Source organism: Priestia sp. 10L35 (assembly GCF_056395685.1).
The window spans coordinates 469,344-485,087 of record NZ_JBFTKA010000004.1 but is presented as its reverse complement, the minus strand read 5'-3'; the positions used below and the strand labels follow the sequence as shown (position 1 = coordinate 485,087).

At 38.6% G+C, this 15,744-nt stretch carries 15 protein-coding genes and 1 riboswitch; of the genes, 7 read left to right on the top strand and 8 right to left on the bottom strand.

Annotated features, from left to right (window positions below):
• Positions 1-131: 131 nt before the first annotated feature.
• The 4 genes from AC1DEF_RS18005 to AC1DEF_RS17990 all read left to right on the top strand — a co-directional run bounded on the left by AC1DEF_RS18005 (position 132) and on the right by AC1DEF_RS17990 (position 6,546).
• Positions 132-2,576: a sensor domain-containing protein gene (locus AC1DEF_RS18005; protein WP_477727507.1), complete on the top strand. Its 2,445-nt coding sequence runs from the start codon at positions 132-134 to the stop codon at positions 2,574-2,576.
• 505 nt (positions 2,577-3,081) lie between these two features.
• A complete protein-coding gene (locus tag AC1DEF_RS18000) occupies positions 3,082-4,461 on the top strand; it encodes an APC family permease (protein ID WP_477727506.1) in 1,380 nt (459 codons plus the stop codon).
• A 52-nt stretch (positions 4,462-4,513) separates the two neighbouring features.
• A complete protein-coding gene (locus AC1DEF_RS17995) occupies positions 4,514-5,386 on the top strand; it encodes a carbon-nitrogen hydrolase (protein WP_064471384.1) in 873 nt (290 codons plus the stop codon).
• A gap of 38 nt (positions 5,387-5,424) precedes the next feature.
• On the top strand, positions 5,425-6,546 hold the full coding sequence (locus AC1DEF_RS17990) for a class II histone deacetylase (RefSeq protein ID WP_176525704.1): 1,122 nt from the start codon (positions 5,425-5,427) through the stop codon (positions 6,544-6,546).
• Positions 6,547-6,652: 106 nt separating this feature from the next.
• Here AC1DEF_RS17990 and AC1DEF_RS17985 read toward each other — a convergent pair whose 3' ends face one another.
• The 5 genes from AC1DEF_RS17985 to AC1DEF_RS17965 all read right to left on the bottom strand — a co-directional run bounded on the left by AC1DEF_RS17985 (position 6,653) and on the right by AC1DEF_RS17965 (position 10,397).
• Complete coding sequence (locus tag AC1DEF_RS17985; protein WP_013055800.1) at positions 6,653-6,766, bottom strand: flagellin; 114 nt, start codon at positions 6,764-6,766, stop codon at positions 6,653-6,655.
• A gap of 346 nt (positions 6,767-7,112) precedes the next feature.
• The gene (locus tag AC1DEF_RS17980; RefSeq protein ID WP_061859612.1) at positions 7,113-7,841 is read right to left on the bottom strand and encodes a flagellin N-terminal helical domain-containing protein; all 729 of its coding nucleotides are present in this window, start codon (positions 7,839-7,841) and stop codon (positions 7,113-7,115) included.
• A gap of 229 nt (positions 7,842-8,070) precedes the next feature.
• Complete coding sequence (gene pcp / locus AC1DEF_RS17975; protein ID WP_477727505.1) at positions 8,071-8,712, bottom strand: pyroglutamyl-peptidase I; 642 nt, start codon at positions 8,710-8,712, stop codon at positions 8,071-8,073.
• A 14-nt stretch (positions 8,713-8,726) separates the two neighbouring features.
• Entirely contained in the window at positions 8,727-9,692 is a 966-nt protein-coding gene (locus AC1DEF_RS17970; RefSeq protein ID WP_055989202.1) for a DUF979 domain-containing protein, read from the bottom strand.
• Positions 9,693-10,397: a DUF969 domain-containing protein gene (locus tag AC1DEF_RS17965; RefSeq protein ID WP_013055804.1), complete on the bottom strand. Its 705-nt coding sequence runs from the start codon at positions 10,395-10,397 to the stop codon at positions 9,693-9,695. It lies immediately after the preceding gene.
• 376 nt (positions 10,398-10,773) lie between these two features.
• Between AC1DEF_RS17965 and AC1DEF_RS17960 the strand changes: the two genes are divergently transcribed.
• Positions 10,774-11,685: a zinc ribbon domain-containing protein gene (locus tag AC1DEF_RS17960; protein WP_055989198.1), complete on the top strand. Its 912-nt coding sequence runs from the start codon at positions 10,774-10,776 to the stop codon at positions 11,683-11,685.
• Between the two features lie 64 nt (positions 11,686-11,749).
• Entirely contained in the window at positions 11,750-13,219 is a 1,470-nt protein-coding gene (locus AC1DEF_RS17955) for a zinc ribbon domain-containing protein (RefSeq protein ID WP_477727504.1), read from the top strand.
• 107 nt (positions 13,220-13,326) lie between these two features.
• On the opposite strand, the gene AC1DEF_RS17950 is transcribed toward AC1DEF_RS17955, so the two are convergent.
• Positions 13,327-13,812, bottom strand: a complete 486-nt coding sequence (locus AC1DEF_RS17950; protein ID WP_225519218.1) for an HPP family protein — start codon at positions 13,810-13,812, stop codon at positions 13,327-13,329.
• A gap of 303 nt (positions 13,813-14,115) precedes the next feature.
• Here AC1DEF_RS17950 and AC1DEF_RS17945 point away from each other — a divergent pair, with 303 nt between their 5' ends.
• Positions 14,116-14,907: a histidinol-phosphatase HisJ family protein gene (locus tag AC1DEF_RS17945; RefSeq protein ID WP_433781440.1), complete on the top strand. Its 792-nt coding sequence runs from the start codon at positions 14,116-14,118 to the stop codon at positions 14,905-14,907.
• A 77-nt stretch (positions 14,908-14,984) separates the two neighbouring features.
• Here the strand turns inward: AC1DEF_RS17945 and AC1DEF_RS17940 are convergent, their stop codons facing one another.
• Both AC1DEF_RS17940 and AC1DEF_RS17935 read right to left on the bottom strand, forming a co-directional pair.
• Positions 14,985-15,107, bottom strand: coding sequence for an anti-repressor SinI family protein (locus AC1DEF_RS17940; RefSeq protein WP_013055809.1), 123 nt, complete (start codon positions 15,105-15,107; stop codon positions 14,985-14,987).
• A 20-nt stretch (positions 15,108-15,127) separates the two neighbouring features.
• Positions 15,128-15,214: riboswitch (cyclic di-GMP riboswitch) on the bottom strand.
• A gap of 112 nt (positions 15,215-15,326) precedes the next feature.
• The gene (locus AC1DEF_RS17935) at positions 15,327-15,662 is read right to left on the bottom strand and encodes a helix-turn-helix domain-containing protein (RefSeq protein WP_013055810.1); all 336 of its coding nucleotides are present in this window, start codon (positions 15,660-15,662) and stop codon (positions 15,327-15,329) included.
• Between the last annotated feature and the right edge of the window lie 82 nt (positions 15,663-15,744).

Below are 15,744 nucleotides of genomic sequence, written 5' to 3'. Positions count from 1 at the left end.
GATGTTCCTCAATTGGGGAAAGTAAGGTAAAATATATGTCAAATATAGCTTATAATAATATAAAAGAAATAGATAAAAGGAGGCGCCATGAGATCTTGCCGGATAAAAACACGGAGAAGGAGCAGTCGATTATGATCATGAAACGTCTTGATCGTTTGAATACGCAGCTTTTAAAAGAATACAGTGAAGGTATTTTTTTTATCAACTGTGAAGGCGATATCATGTTTAGCAACGAAGCAGCCTTCAAGCTAACGGGAAATGAACACAAAGAAAAAAGCCAGCAGCTGACAGCTCTTATACATACGTCGAAACAACAGCAGGCACAAGATTTCTTTCAACGTGCTTTACAAGGGGAAAAAGTTCAGTTTTCGACGACGATTAATCACAACACAAAAAAAGAACTTCATTTGGATATTACTCTCATTCCTATTATCGTAAGTGAGCAAGTAGCAGGAGTCTACGCCGTGTGCCGAGATGATTCAAAAGAACAAGAGCGCTCTAATCACATTTCTAAATTAGAAACGCATTTAAAAATGGAGCAAAAGCTTGCGAATGTAGGAAGCTGGTATTACGATGTGCGGGAAAATAAAAGCTATTGGTCGCCTCAGCTGTATAATATTTACGGATTAAATCCTAATCAGCACTTTACTCCTTCTTTAAAGAACGTTCTTCAATTCGTCAATCGCTGTGGCCAAAAAAGATTAGAAAAAGCCGTTATGGAGGCACTTTCGACGGGAGGAAGCTACACGATTGAATATACACTGCTGCGGCCGAGCGGTGAAGAACGTACGGTGTTTGAGCAAGCGGATGCACTAGTAGATGAGCAAGGGAACATCGTACAGCTGATTGGCGTTGTGCACGATATTACCGAATCAAAAGTAATTACGAATGAATTAAAGCAAAAAGAACAGCAGTTTCAAACGATTTACAACAATTTGGATGCTGGAATATGGTCCGTGGATGTGCAGAGCAATGAAATGATTGTCTGCTCTAGTGGTGTTAGCAACATTTACGGAGAAGATGCGGCTAAATTTTTAGGAAATAGAGATCTGTGGGAAAGCTGTATTTATCCAGAAGATAAACCAGCTGTGGCAAAAGGGCAGCATCAATTACAAAAAGGAAAAATGATTCGTCAGCAGTATCGAATCTACACAAAAACAGGTGAGATGAAATGGGTAAAAGATCGATGCATTCCCACGCTTGACGAAAACGGCAAGCTGATGCGCATAGACGGCATTGTTGAAGATATTACCGCAGAAAAAAAGTACATGGATCATGTTGAATATCTTGCAACTCATGATCATGTGACAAACTTACCGAATCGAAGAAAGTTTGAAAGAGAATTAAAAAATTTCATTCGACAAATGAAAAAAGAAAGAGATTTATTAGCGGTTTTTTATCTAGGACTGAATCGCTTCAAACATATTAATGACACACTAGGCCATGACGTAGGCGATCGCCTGCTGCAGCGTATCGCCAATCGGTTAAAAAAGTGCGTTACGCCAGATGTGATGCTAGCTAGAGCAGGAGAAGACGAGCTTGCGATTTGTTTTTTATCTCTTGCACATATCAATGAATGTCAAAAGCTAGCTGCTGCTCTTTTACAAGAAATCGAAAAAGAAATTACCATTGACGACTTTTCTCTGTACGTTACAGCCAGTATAGGAATCAGCATCTATCCGCATGACGGTGAAGATGCGAAGATGCTACTAACGAATGCTAACCTTGCTATGCGGCGTGCAAAAGAAGTCGGACGAAGCGACTGGCAGCTGTACTCTCCGTTAATGGACAGCGAGACGTATAAAAGCTACCATCTGGAAAAAGGACTGCGCAACGCACTTCTTCAAGATGAGTTTTTTATTGAATATCAGCCAAAGGTTCATACAAACAGCAGAGAGATTGATAGTATCGAAGCGTTAATTCGCTGGAATCATCCGGAATGGGGACGCGTATCACCGGAAGACTTTATTCCATTAGCAGAAGAAACTCATTTAATTATTGAACTCGGCGACTGGGTAATCCAGCATGTGTGCAAGCAGCTGCAGCAGTGGAAGAATCAAGGATTACAAATCGTGCCCGTTTCGATTAACGTCTCGTCTAAACATTTGCTGAAACGCGGATTTGTAGAGCACGTTCAACAAACGTTAGCTCATTACAACATCGATCCTTCATTCATTGAATTTGAAGTGACGGAAAGCTCCATTATTCAGTATGAAGAACACGTAAAAAAAGTCATGGATGAATTAAAGAAAATTGGCGTAACGTTTGCATTAGATGATTTTGGCACCGGTTTTTCTTCGTTATCACATTTAAAAGACTTCGAATTTAACACGCTCAAAATCGATAAAACATTTATTCAACACGTGACCGATAAAGGAAAGCAGCAGGCGATTACAAAAAGCATTTTATATTTAGCTCATGCTCTTAACATGAAAGTGATTGCAGAAGGCGTTGAAACAAAAGAGCAGCTCGTCTTTTTACAAAAGCATGAATGTTCCTTTATTCAAGGCTATATTGTTAGTCAGCCAGCTGCTCCTCAAAAAATCGCAGAATATTTAAAAATGCGATTTTTATAAAAAGAGTGATGTCTCGTCGAGACATCACTCTTTTAAGCTTGAATATGTTTTCGAAGCGTTTAAATTTGATAAACCATATAAAGAGACTAATAGATTATTAAATACGTCAGAGAAATCCAACTGTTCATTAAGTAAGGATAAATGGCTTGCTATACGGAGTAGATTACTGATAAGGCATGTAAACTGGGAGGGGTCAAGAGAGGGAGGTTCAGAAATGATTGTTAAGCTAGCTGAAGAAGAAAATGAAGTAAGTTATAGCAGGATCTTATGGAAGTACTATAGGTAAATTGTTTTAAATATGTTAAAAATTCTGACAAAACCAAAGACAAAGAAAACGTTATCGATTATAATAGAAGAATAATGAATGATAGTCATTCATTATTCTTCTTGCTGTTTATAAATTTCCATCACATTAATCATAAATGAATGATAGTCATTCATTTATGCGCATCAAAATAGAAGGGGGTGTGTATGAGAATTATATTAGTTGAATGGAGGAAACAAGATGGAAGGTAAGCCAAGTGCTACATTTGTTCGTACGCTAACGCTTCGATCACTCGTCATTTTAGGTCTTGCATATATGGCTCCAATGACGGTTTTTACTACATATGGAGTTGTAGCTCAAACTACGCATGGCATGGTTTCTATGGCATATGTCCTTGCCCTTGCAGCGATGCTATTTACCGCATATAGCTACGGGCATATGGCTAAAGAATATCCTTTATCAGGCTCGGCCTATACGTATACGCAAAAATCTATAAGTCCTCACATAGGATTTCTTGTCGGCTGGTCTGTGCTTTTAGATTATCTTTTTTTACCAATGATTAATTTTTTGTTAGCGGGAACTTTTTTATCAGCTGCGTTTCCGTCTATTCCATCGTCTCTTTGGATTTTACTTTTTATTGTTATTATTACTTGTATAAACGTGTTTGGTATTCAAATGACAGCAAAAGTGAATGGAATACTTGTTCTTTTTCAATTTTTTGTAACGGCTCTATTTGTTATCTTATCGATTAAGAAAATGATAGAAGGAGAAAGTGATCTTTTGTTCTTTTCTTCTTTACAGCTCTTTGACTCAAAGGATTCTTTTTCTTTTGTTCTTTCAGGAGCTTCAATTCTTTGCTTATCTTTCCTTGGATTTGATGCTGTGACTACGCTTTCTGAAGAAACAGTTGATCCAAAGAAAAATGTACCAAAGGCTATTTTTCTTGTAGCATTTATAGGAGGAATACTTTTTATACTCGTTTCGTACATTACCCAGCTTGTTTATCCAAACTATCATTCATTTAAAGTTGTAGATTCAGCTTCGTTTGAAATAGCAGCTTATATTGGAGGAACGCTCTTTTCATCCGTCTTTCTTGCCGGAATTATCACTTCAACGATTGCATCAGGAATTTCTTCACACGCCAGTGCTTCACGGCTGCTTTATGCAATGGGCAGAGAATCAATGCTGCCTAAAAGATTATTTGCCTATATACATCCCAAATATAAAACACCATCACGAAACGTTATTTTTATTGGGGTACTCTCATTAAGTGCACTCGCAATGGACGTCGTTACAGCTGCTTCCTTTATCAATTTTGGCGCGTTGATTGCATTCACATTTGTAAATATCTCTGTTATCTTTCACTATTATATCCGTGGAAAACAAAGAGATTTTAAAGGCACATGCCGTTATTTAATCAGCCCCATTATTGGAGCGGTCTTTACAGTTTGGCTATGGACAAGCTTAGATATAAAATCTATTTCGTTAGGGAGCATTTGGGTTGTTATAGGCTTTATTTATCTAGTACACAAGACGTCGTTTTTTACAAAAGCACCGCCGCAATTTGCCTTTGATGAAAAAACAGAGCCAAACCAGCTCAAAACCGAACATATATCTTGATAAAGTACATTATTAATTATCTGAAATTTCTAACATAAAAGGAGAGATTAAAATGAAAGAAACAGTAAAAGTTGGTCTTATTCAAGTTGAGTGTGAAGAAAGCGTTGAAGCTAATATTAACTATACGTTCACAAAAATTAAAGACGCCGCAGCGAATGGAGCTCAAATTATTTGCCTACAAGAACTATTTAATGCTCAGTATTTCCCTCAAAGTGTTTCACCGGCAGGATATGAACTGGCTATACCAGCAGAGAGCTCCGTATTAAAAGAAATGGCAGAACTTGCAGAAGAGCTGAAAGTTGTATTAATTGTTCCTTTTTATGAAAAAGCGGCTAGAGGCGTTTATTTTAATAGTGCAGCCGTATTCGACGCAGACGGAACTTGCCTAGGAATTACAAGAAAGAACCACATTCCTGACGGGCCGAACTATCACGAAAAATATTATTTTGTTCCAGGAAATACGGGATATCCTGTATATGAAACGCAATATGGAGTAATCGGAGTAGGAATTTGCTGGGATGAATGGTTCCCAGAAGTAGCACGAATATTATCACTGCAAGGAGCGGATATTCTATTTTATCCTTCTGCAATTGGCTCAGAGCCTGATCATCCTGAGCTTTCAACTCGTCCTGCATGGGAAAAAGCTATTTCAGCACATGGGATTTCAAATGGAGTCTTTGTTGCTGCGGTGAACCGGGTGGGAACTGAAAAAGAGATGACCTTTTACGGAGGAAGCTTTGTAAGCAATCCAATGGGAGAAATTCTACAATCTTTAACGGATGAAGAAGGGATTCTGATTCAAGAAGTTGACTTAAAAGAAATTGATTCAACACGTAATCTGCTTCAGTTTATGCGTGACAGAAGACCAGATACGTACGAATTATTATTAAAAAAAGAAGCATTCCGCGCACCTTTAAATATATGAGCTTGATTTCTAGTATAAAAAGAAAGGAGCCAAACAGAATGATACATAAAACAAGCTGGATTTGGGATGATCGATTTTTACGCCATGACACGGGCAAGATTCAGTATGTATTTGAAGGTGGAGAAACAGTAGAGCCTTGTGACGAGTTTGAAAACAAACATCGAATGAATGTAATCAAAGAAATGATTGAAAAAAGCGGTTTAGTGCATCACTTAGTTAGACAATCACCTTATGAAGCATCAGATGAAGATTTACTTCGGGTTCATACTAAAAACCATATCGGGCATGTTCAAAAAGCATGTGAAGCGGAAACAAGGGAGGTTGGACCTGAGGCCTATGCATCTGCTGAAACGGAAGGGATCGCGAGGCTATCTGCAGGTGCCGTCATGAAAGCAGTAGATACGGTGATGGAAAGTGAAACAATAAGTAAAGTCTATGCTCAAATACGTCCGCCAGGGCATCATGCGTCTTCAGACCAAGCAATGGGCTTTTGTTTTTATAACAATGTAGCTGTAGGCGCTGCCTATGCAATTGAACATTACGGGTTAAAAAGAGTCGCCATCTTGGATTGGGATGTTCATCACGGAAACGGAACGCAAGACATCTTTTATGAACGTGACGACGTACTCGTTATTTCGATTCATGAAGAAGATTATTTTCCATTAGAATCCGGTCAGGTACATGAAGCCGGACAAGGAAAAGGGGAAGGGTATAATGTAAATATACCCGTACCTTCCCTGACCGGAGATGAAGGCTATCGATATGTATTCGAATCCATCATTGCACCAGTTATTAGCCAATTTGAGCCGGAGCTTATCATAATATCAGCGGGGCAAGATGCAAATGCACTAGATCCTATTTCTCGCTTAATGGTGACAAGAGAAGGATTTAAATATATGGCAAACAAAGTGCGAGAATTAGCAGAAACATATTGCGAAGGAAGGCTGATTGTAGCACAAGAAGGAGGATATAACCTAGCATATCTTCCTATCGCCACCATGGGAGTTATTGAAGGACTTACCGGTGTAGATGTGAACTGGAAAGATCCGCACGTTTTGCCGCACAGAACAACACCGACTGCTCTATTCCAAGCAGTAGATAACGTTGTAAACTATCAGAAAAGGTTTTGGAAGTTTGCTGAGAAGGAAAGCTTTTGTTGAGGTAAGGTTATTAAAGCAATTAATAGCGTCGATATGTTAGAAACAAATAAATGAAATCACATGACAAAAAAGAGTCTCCGTAACGGAGACTCTTTTAAAATACCAATTAACGTAACAATTGAAGTACGTTTTGCGGCTGCTGGTTAGCTTGACTTAACATAGCTTGAGAAGCCTGAGATAAAATTGAATTCTTTGTTTGTTCCATCATTTCTTTCGCCATCGCGCGAACATTTGCTTTTACAAATGACTAGACTATATCTTCACCCTCTCAAAAAAAGTAGGGGTTGGGCACTTCGGATATAAATAAGCGGAACAGCAGATTTTTATCCTACAGATTTCATCGTCATAGCAGGCTGCCTTAGACGGTCTATCTTAGTCGTTGAACTTTCTCCAGAGTTTCCTCACAGGAGCTTAGCTGCTGATTGCCCAATCTTTTCTTTTTTTAAACCGTTGCGCCTGTTGTTTCCAACTACGCTGTGGTAAGAAAAGCTCTTAGGGGTTTCCAGCAATTCACCCAATTATAATCACTAGCCGTTACCAGCTAGGACGACTGTGCTTGTTGCTGCTTAGGCAGCTAAAGCATAATCTACGTCACGGATACGTGATTCCGCAGCTGTTAGGTTTTCAGATGATGTGCTTAGGTTGTTAATCGTGTGTTCTAAACGATTTTGTTTAGCACCAAGTTGAGAACGCTCATCTGAAACATTTTTAATTGCTGTATCGATTGTATCGATTGCAGCAGTAGATGTAGCAGCATCTACACTTAAATCAATATCTTTAACTCCTAAACTAGTTGAGTCCATTTTAGCAAACGTTACATCAATTTTTTGATCTTTATTCGCCCCAATCTGAAAAGTGAACTTCCCAGCATTTCCACCTGTACCGTCTAATAACTTCTGAGTGTTAAATTCTGTGTCGGTAGCAATTCTATCTACTTCACTTATTAGGTCAGTCACTTCTTTTTGAATTTCAGCTCTATCATCTGTAGTATTTGTATCACTACTTGATTGAACAGCCAATTCACGAACACGTTGCAAAATAGAATGCGTTTCGTTTAATGCACCTTCCCCAGTTTGGATCATTGATACTCCATCTTGAGCATTACGAGAAGCTTGATCCAATCCGCGAATCTGCCCGCGCATCTTCTCAGAAATTGCAAGACCTGCTGCATCATCAGCGGCATTGTTAATACGCTGGCCAGAAGATAATTTCTCCATGGATTTTGCTTGTGCATTGTTAGCTGTGTTGTACTGACGGTACGTGTTTAAAGCTGTAATGTTGTGATTAATTCTCATTTTCCTTACCTCCGTATAATGGTTTTACTTCTTGGTTTACATCCTTGTATGCAAGAAGTGTCCCGCTTTGAGCCGGGATAAAAGCAATCGAACATCTTTGGAAAATATGTTCATACTATATATCGACTGAGAGGTGAGGTTGTTTATACTTTCCATTAATTTATTAAATAAAAAATTTGTGCGTATATAAAAAGAAAAACCAGTTCTCTATATGAACTGGTCTTTAGCATTAATGAGTAGCTCCGCCTGAAACTAAAATATCATCTTCCGTTACAATTGTGGTTTTTGCGATGGAAAGCAACCCTTGCACAATCAAATCCAACGACATACTCGCTTTCCCTGGATGATTCACGGCTTGTTCAGGAAGGTAAGGGATATGAACAAATCCACCTTTAATACAACAGTTTTGAATCATGTTCATGAGTCCGTAAAACACGTGGTTACAGACAAAGGTTCCAGCAGTTTGAGAGATGCTGCTTGGAATGCCTGCTTGGCGCAGGTTTTCGACAGCTGCTTTAATTGGCAGTGTCGAAAAGTATGCGGCAGGGCCGTTTTCAATAATAGGGCGATCAATGGGCTGCTGGCCAATATTGTCAGGGATTCGAGCGTCGTCTACGTTAATAGCAACGCGTTCGACCGTAATTCCTTCTCTGCCGCCTGCTTGTCCAACGCAAATGACGATGGAGGGGCTTATTTCTTCTATATAAGTATGAAGCTTTGAGAGTGATTCACCAAAAACAGTAGGGAGAGGCTTAGCAATAATTCGGTAGTCTTCAACAGCAACACCGTCTAAAGTTTTTACAGCTTCTAACGATGGATTAATGCTTTCGCCTTCAAATGGTTCAAACCCGGTTAATAATACAGTTGTCATTCTATTAATCTCCTTTAAAAGTGATATACAAGGTAGTACATCAGCAACGTATTAATCACAAAAACTGAAAGAGCAATTGGTACTTGTGCTTTAATGACTGCGTTTTTGTCTTTCAATTCAAGCAGCATGGCAGGCACGACGTTAAAGTTCGCTGCCATAGGTGTTAAAAGCGTTCCGCAGTAACCCGCAAACATCCCTAACGCCGCCATAATAGCAGGGTTCCCTCCGTGCATATGTACAATCAGCGGAAGTCCAATGCCTCCAGTAATAACGGCAAACGCCGCAAATGCATTTCCCATTACAATCGTAAATAACAGCATCCCCAAGCAGTATGCAAGTACAGCAACAAATGCATAGTTAGTCGGCAGTACATCACTTACAATATCCGAGACTACTGTTCCAACGCCTGATTTTGAAAAGATACCGCCAAGTGCTGCCAGCATTTGCGGTAAAATAACTGCCCAGCCGACTGCTTGAAGCAAGCGGCTTCCTTCTTTAACAGGCACGTCCATTTTCGCTTTTGTGACGCCCATTGAAGCGATAAAAGCAATGACAGCAGCGATTGCCAGTGAAATTAACGTGACCTTTTCTGGATCAATTAACGCCCAGTTTCCAAATTTAATTTTGCCAAAAAGAAGGGTACCGATAATCGTAAAAATAGGAATAAATAAAGCTGGTAAAAAGATTTTATTCTTTAATCTTTGTGCGTGAGCCACTCGTTCTTCAGCAGGTGTTTCCGCTTCATTGGATTTAGTCACGCGGTTAAACGAAGCAAGCAGCACCATGATAATAACTAAGCACCCTACATAAAAAGGCGGAATCACGTTGCCAAATAAAAACGTAATGGAAAACAGCGCCCAGAATAGGGAAGATCCTAAACGGTTAGGATGGTTAGGGTCACGCGCAATTCGAATCGCGATAAAAGCGACAATAATACCGAGTAAGTAGTAAATCGTATCAAGTGTCAGGATGCTTTTCATTTAACTCGCCTCCGTCTTTGAAGATGATGTTGGTTTGTGCTTCGTCATTTTTTTGTGAATACGTCGGTCTAATTGACGGAAACGAATAGCGCTGATTACTAGAGCTGATATTGCAGTGGGAATACCCCAAAGCGCCATATCCCAGACGTCTACGTGAATGCCTACTGAGTCAAAGAAACCTTTCATTAAGAGAATTCCACCCGTTGCAATAAAGATATCTTCTCCGAAAAACCAGCCTGTATTTTCAGCTGCCGCTGCGTGGGCGCGAATATCTTCTTTTACTTTAGGAGGAAGCTCTCCGTATTTTGCACGAGCTGCCCCTTCAGACATAGGTGCAACTAACGGACGCACGGATTGAGCGTGTCCGCCGATATTTAAGCCGACTGCGGCTGAGATTTCACGGATGAAAAGGTATATAAGTAAAACATTTCCAGAAGAAGCGTTTTTGGCTTTTTTGATCAGCACTTCTGCTTGTTCTTTTAACCCGTATTTTTCTAACACGCCGAAGATAGGAAGAGTAAGTAAAATAGCCATAGACATATAGCGGTTATCTACAAAGAACTGTCCAAACATCGTGATTACTTCATGCAGCGACAAGCCTGATACAAGGCCTGTCACGATGCCTGCAACAGTCACCACAAGCAGTGTATTTAGACGAAATAAAAATCCCACTGCCACTAACAAAACCCCAATTAATTTCAACATAAAAAAATCCCCCCTGAGTATGTATAAATCGTGCTGTAAATTCACCTCCATTGCTTTTCTAAAAAAACAAAGATGTTTTGAGTATAAACAATTCTGAAAATTAAAACAAGATAGTTAAGACATAAAATAGTTATATTGGTGAACTAAAAGCATAAAAAGAAGGTTTATACATAACATGCATGTAGAAATAAAAGAGAGAATTTTGCCAAGAAGTTTGGGCAGAAACTTTTTAAGCTGATCTGCTGAAAACACCTCTCCTGAAATACCAAAAATGGTGTATAATGCTAAAAGGTATGAATATAGAATTATATAGATTACATATAGGTAAATCTATATGACTATGTTTTAAACAATTTATTGAAGGGGGAAGGAGCATTTGAATTGTTCAAATTGCGGCCATCTTAATGATGGAGGGAAGTTTTGCGTGAAATGCGGTCATAAATTACAAGAAGAGGCAGCTGTAAGCCAGACGGCAGCAGCATCCGAATATCAGTCTCAATCTCAGCCGCAAACAGCGTATGTGCCTCAACAACCTAATCAGCGTGTTCGTCAGGCGAAAAAAGTGTCAAAATCATTTTTTAGTTATTTTACAGAAGGAATTAAAAATCCAACAGCTACAGCGCACGCAGCAGGTGAAAGTCAATTCGTTAATGCTCTTATCACGGTCATTCTTTATGCTCTTAGTATACCTATTATGCTGTATGTAGGCTGGAAGCTATTATTGATTCAATTTGTTCGAAGCATGTTCAAACTTCCTATTATCAGTGAAGAGCTGGCTCCATCCGACATGGAGGATTTTAATACGGGCACTGATTTAATAAAAGCCACAGATATCAATAGCATTATTCATTTTAATTTTACCGATTTTGTCTTTAAGCAAGGGATTTTCATTTTTATCGGACTCGCGGTTATTATTGGAGCAACATATGTTGCAGCAAAGTTTGGAAAAGTAGACGTTTCCTTTAAAGAATTTTTCTCACGCTTTGGCACGTTTATGATTATTCCAACAGCGCTTCTTCTAATTGGACTTGTACTTGCATTTCTTCATGTGGAATACTTCTCTTATTTTATGAATTTTGGTTTATTGAGTATTTTCCTTGTCGTTCCATTTACGATTGCTAGCTTTAAGCAAAACGGAACAAATGGGCTTGATCGTATCTATAGCACTCTTATTGTGTATGTAGTAATTACGATTGTGCTGACGTTTATTGCGAATGGTTTAGGAGAAGAAGCCAAAACCATTATTACGAGAATGGGAAACAGCAGTGAATTGAATGATCTATTTTAAGTCGACAGAAAGCATCGTATACAGCGGTGCTTTTTCATACCATTATAAAAAAGGAGTGTAGAAATTGGGATATTGCAGAGAGTGTGGCCATCAGTTAACAAATGAGCATGAATTTTGCCCGGAGTGTGGACATCCCGTCGAAAGGAAAGCGGCTTCTAGTGAAGGAGCAGCATCACAGCGTTACGCAGAACCTGCATCATCTTCAGTAGAGGAAGGAAGACAATCGGTAAAGCCTTCAAACAAAAAAACAAAGGTTATAACCATTTCAGTTATAGCAGCAGCTGCTATACTTGGCGGTGCTTATTACGGAATAGATAAAACAATGATGGCTCCTAAAGCCGTGTCAGAAAAATTTATTGCTTCAGTAAAGGGCAATGATGTTGACAAAGTAAAAAAATATGTAAATGATGGTCAAATTCAACTAGAAGCCAACGATGAACAAACAAAATCATTTATTACATATTTGCACGAAAATCCGGATGTAATGAAATCAATCTCTGAAGGACTAGCGGCAGATAGCAGAGCGCTTGAAGCAGGAGTTCCAAGCGAAGATCACTCTTCATACGCTAAGCTAGAACAAGACGGAAAGAAGTGGGGAATCTTTGATCATTACACGGTACAAATAAACCCTGTATATGCAAAAGCTCAGTCTACAGAAGATGCGACAGTAGTATATATTGACGGTCAAAAAGCTGGAACGGTAAGCAGTGACTCTTCTAAAAAGGTTGGTCCATTTTTACCTGGTACGCATATTGTAAAAGGTGAAGTGCAAAACGATTATGGAAAAGTTGAAAACGAACAAGAGATTGAAGCCACTAACGGAGAAGATGTGGACGTTGAGTTTGATTGGTCAGATCATGCGGTGTACATTTCTTCAGATTATGATGATGCGACGCTGTTCGTTAATGGTAAAGACACAAAAACAGAAATTGGCGATATTGATTATTTAGGCCCACTGCCAATGGATGGTTCTATAAAAATATATGCAAAACGTAAATTTGATTCTGGAGAAAAGAAAACGGAAGAAGTGTCAATTAAAAAAGGAATTGAAGATGTTGCGCTTAATTTTGACGAAGAAAATACGACAGAAGCTACGGCAAAAGCATCGGCCCCTTCTAAGAATCAAGAGACGACGGACAAAGGTTCAGAAGTTAATTCTGGAGTATCTACTAGTGAAGTTTCTAGTTTTATTGAACAATATATGTACGCTACAATTTCATCAATTAACAGTGGAGACTTTTCTGTGGCAGAGCCGTATATCGATACTAACGGACCAAAATACAAGGAACAAAAAGATTATACAGCTTACCTAATCAAAAAAGGCATAACAGAAGATTTATTAAGCTTTAACGTGAATAGAGTAACAAAAATTGATGACTCTATGTATAAAATATATACAACAGAAGAGTATGACATTTCGTATGGAGACGGATCTGTGAAATATAAAAAATTCAACAGTATTCATAAAGTAAAAGAGTTATCTGATGGAAGTTTAGGTGTTTATCAGCTTATTAGTTCAACTGAAGTAAAGTAATAGCTAATAAATCACCCCTGAAACAGCAAATAACATGGTAGGTGAAAACAAATAAAAAAAGACGTCTTCTATGAAAAGACGTCTTTTTTTATGAATGAATCCCGATATCAAACCCAATACCTGGGATACTGCCGATCTTGAAATAAATTGTTATACACGGTAGAAATCAATACAACCACACATGCACAAATCATAATAATACCTAAATATCCCCAGCCTGCTTGAGTATTAATTGCAACAATCGCACTAGCTGCAGCGGGAGGATGAACGGTTTTGGTAAGAATCATTAAAATAAGAACAAAAGCAAGTACAATCGCTATGGTGATTAGACTTCGATGAAATAAGCTCCAAATAATAAGTGCGGAAACCGTTGCGAGCAAATGCCCTCCAAGCACGTGGCGCGGCTGTGATAAAGGACCTTTGTGTGCCCCGAAGACAAGTACGCAGCTTGCGCCAATCGGAGCAAGAGCCATTGGATAACCAAGAGCTAGTGCAATCGCGCTGCTGATGATAATCGCAATTAAGCCTCCAATAGAAGAAACGACCGCGTCTCTATAATTGATTTTCGGTTCTTCTTTTAGTTCTCCTTTCATCTTTTTCGTATAAGAGCTTAAGTAAGACAGAAAGGGGCTTTTTGTTTGAGCAAAACTTTTTTCAATCTGCATTTCTTCTTTCCTTTCTCCTTTGTAAGTAAAAGTTGTTTGTCAAGTTGTATGTCAGAACCTCTGCTATATTAAGTTAGTTTATAAGAAAAGGAGGATTACTGGAAGAGGAAAAATGTCTTTTTTTATTGGAAATACTTTTTATGAACAAAAAAAGGCGGGATAAGGGGGAAAAGGGTCTCTATGTGCAGTAAGAGCAGGAGAAATGTATAATAGACTTAGAGGTGACTAATTATGTATCTAGTAGACTACCATCATCACACAAACAATTCATTTGACTCACAGGCAGTCATGAAAGAAGTGTGCGAACAAGCTGTGAAAAACGGCATAAACGAAATTTGTTTTACCGAGCACTTTTCATTAAATCCATTAGCGCCAACATACGGTCATATGGATTTTGATAAATATGAACGAGAACTAGCGGAATGCAGAGATCAGTTTCAAGGTCAGCTAGTGATTAAAAAAGGAATTGAAATTTGTGAGCCCCACTATTTAAAAGAGAAGTATCAAGAAACGATGAAGCAAGAGAACTTTGATTTTATTTTAGGTTCGGTGCATAACATTAATAACATCAAGCTTCGTAAACATTTGGAGCTGAACGATAAAGAAGCGATTTACCGCGCTTATTTTAACGAAATGTATAAGCTAGTAAGTGACGCCGACATTGATGTATTGGCTCATTTAGATTTAATGAAGCGCTATGCGTTTGAACAGTACGGCATTTACGACTTTCATCAATTCAAAAATATTCTTGCAGATATTTTGAAAAAAGCAATTGATCGTAATATCGGAATTGAAATTAACACTTCAGGTATAAGAGGGAAGCTGGGTGAAGCATTGCCGGCACTTGAAGTTGTTGGGCTGTACCGCGATTTAGGCGGAGAAATCTTAACAATTGGCTCTGATTCACACTTTGCTGAAACGGTAGGAGCGCATATGAAAGAAGCGGTTGAAATGGCGAAACAGTGCGGATTTACGGAGATTTATACATTTGATGAGCGTCAGCCAAAAGGAATTCGTATTTAATAGGAGTGGGTTTCACTTTCTTCTAGAATAATAATAACTGTAAAAAGCACGCTCTAATTAGAGCGTGCTTTTTTAATTTAGTTCCGCTTAAGATCCGATAAAAATCTCCGGACTTCTTCGATAGTCAGCCCCAGCGTGCGAGCTGCTTCCATAAGACTTACCCACTCTTGATCGATTGACAGTACATTTTCTTTTTTCATTACGATTCATCCACCCTTTGCCAGGGAACCCAGCTGTCGTAGCCAAAAATGGCCTTAGACCTGAAGCTTTGCGTCACTATCTTTCAATAGTTTTGCCCTTATCTGGATAATTTGTAATAGTATTCTTAGTATACAGTTATTTTACAAAATAATATTTGTAAAAGATGTCGAAATAGGTCGATTATCACAAAAAAAATTAAACGTTAGTAAATGGATGTATCAGTTTGTTTTTCGGAACTTTAAATAATACTGAAATTCAATAAATTCTTCTTTGGTCATGCCGTCTTGAACGGCTCGTTCAATTAATTGAAGCCACTCTAGATTGAGGGCTGGCTTTGAAGTTAGAGCTGGACAGCTGATATCTCCCTCAATTAATTCATCGATCGTTGTGTGAAGAGAAGACGCGATTTTATCAAGCATTTGAAGAGAAGGATTATTATTTAACCCTTTTTCTAAATGAGACAAATACGATTTTGAAATATTGGCTTCTTCAGCCAAGCGTGTAATAGAATAGCCTTTTTTTAGTCGCAAATTCTTAATCTTTTCCCCTATCACATTCAGTTCATCCTCTTCTTATAGGTTTTTGTTCATTATAACGCATATTTGTGCATCTTGTGTACATAAAAATATAAAACTA

Coding starts and splice junctions, on each gene's coding strand:
- AC1DEF_RS17990 (WP_176525704.1), top strand. CDS start 5,425: ATGATACATAAAACAAGCTGGATTTGGGATGATCGATTTTTACGCCAT.
- AC1DEF_RS18000 (WP_477727506.1), top strand. CDS start 3,082: ATGGAAGGTAAGCCAAGTGCTACATTTGTTCGTACGCTAACGCTTCGA.
- AC1DEF_RS17965 (WP_013055804.1), bottom strand. CDS start 10,397: ATGTTGAAATTAATTGGGGTTTTGTTAGTGGCAGTGGGATTTTTATTT.
- AC1DEF_RS17995 (WP_064471384.1), top strand. CDS start 4,514: ATGAAAGAAACAGTAAAAGTTGGTCTTATTCAAGTTGAGTGTGAAGAA.
- AC1DEF_RS17950 (WP_225519218.1), bottom strand. CDS start 13,812: ATGAAAGGAGAACTAAAAGAAGAACCGAAAATCAATTATAGAGACGCG.
- AC1DEF_RS17985 (WP_013055800.1), bottom strand. CDS start 6,766: ATGGCGAAAGAAATGATGGAACAAACAAAGAATTCAATTTTATCTCAG.
- AC1DEF_RS17945 (WP_433781440.1), top strand. CDS start 14,116: ATGTATCTAGTAGACTACCATCATCACACAAACAATTCATTTGACTCA.
- AC1DEF_RS17970 (WP_055989202.1), bottom strand. CDS start 9,692: ATGAAAAGCATCCTGACACTTGATACGATTTACTACTTACTCGGTATT.
- AC1DEF_RS17980 (WP_061859612.1), bottom strand. CDS start 7,841: ATGAGAATTAATCACAACATTACAGCTTTAAACACGTACCGTCAGTAC.
- pcp (WP_477727505.1), bottom strand. CDS start 8,712: ATGACAACTGTATTATTAACCGGGTTTGAACCATTTGAAGGCGAAAGC.
- AC1DEF_RS18005 (WP_477727507.1), top strand. CDS start 132: ATGATCATGAAACGTCTTGATCGTTTGAATACGCAGCTTTTAAAAGAA.
- AC1DEF_RS17940 (WP_013055809.1), bottom strand. CDS start 15,107: ATGAAAAAAGAAAATGTACTGTCAATCGATCAAGAGTGGGTAAGTCTT.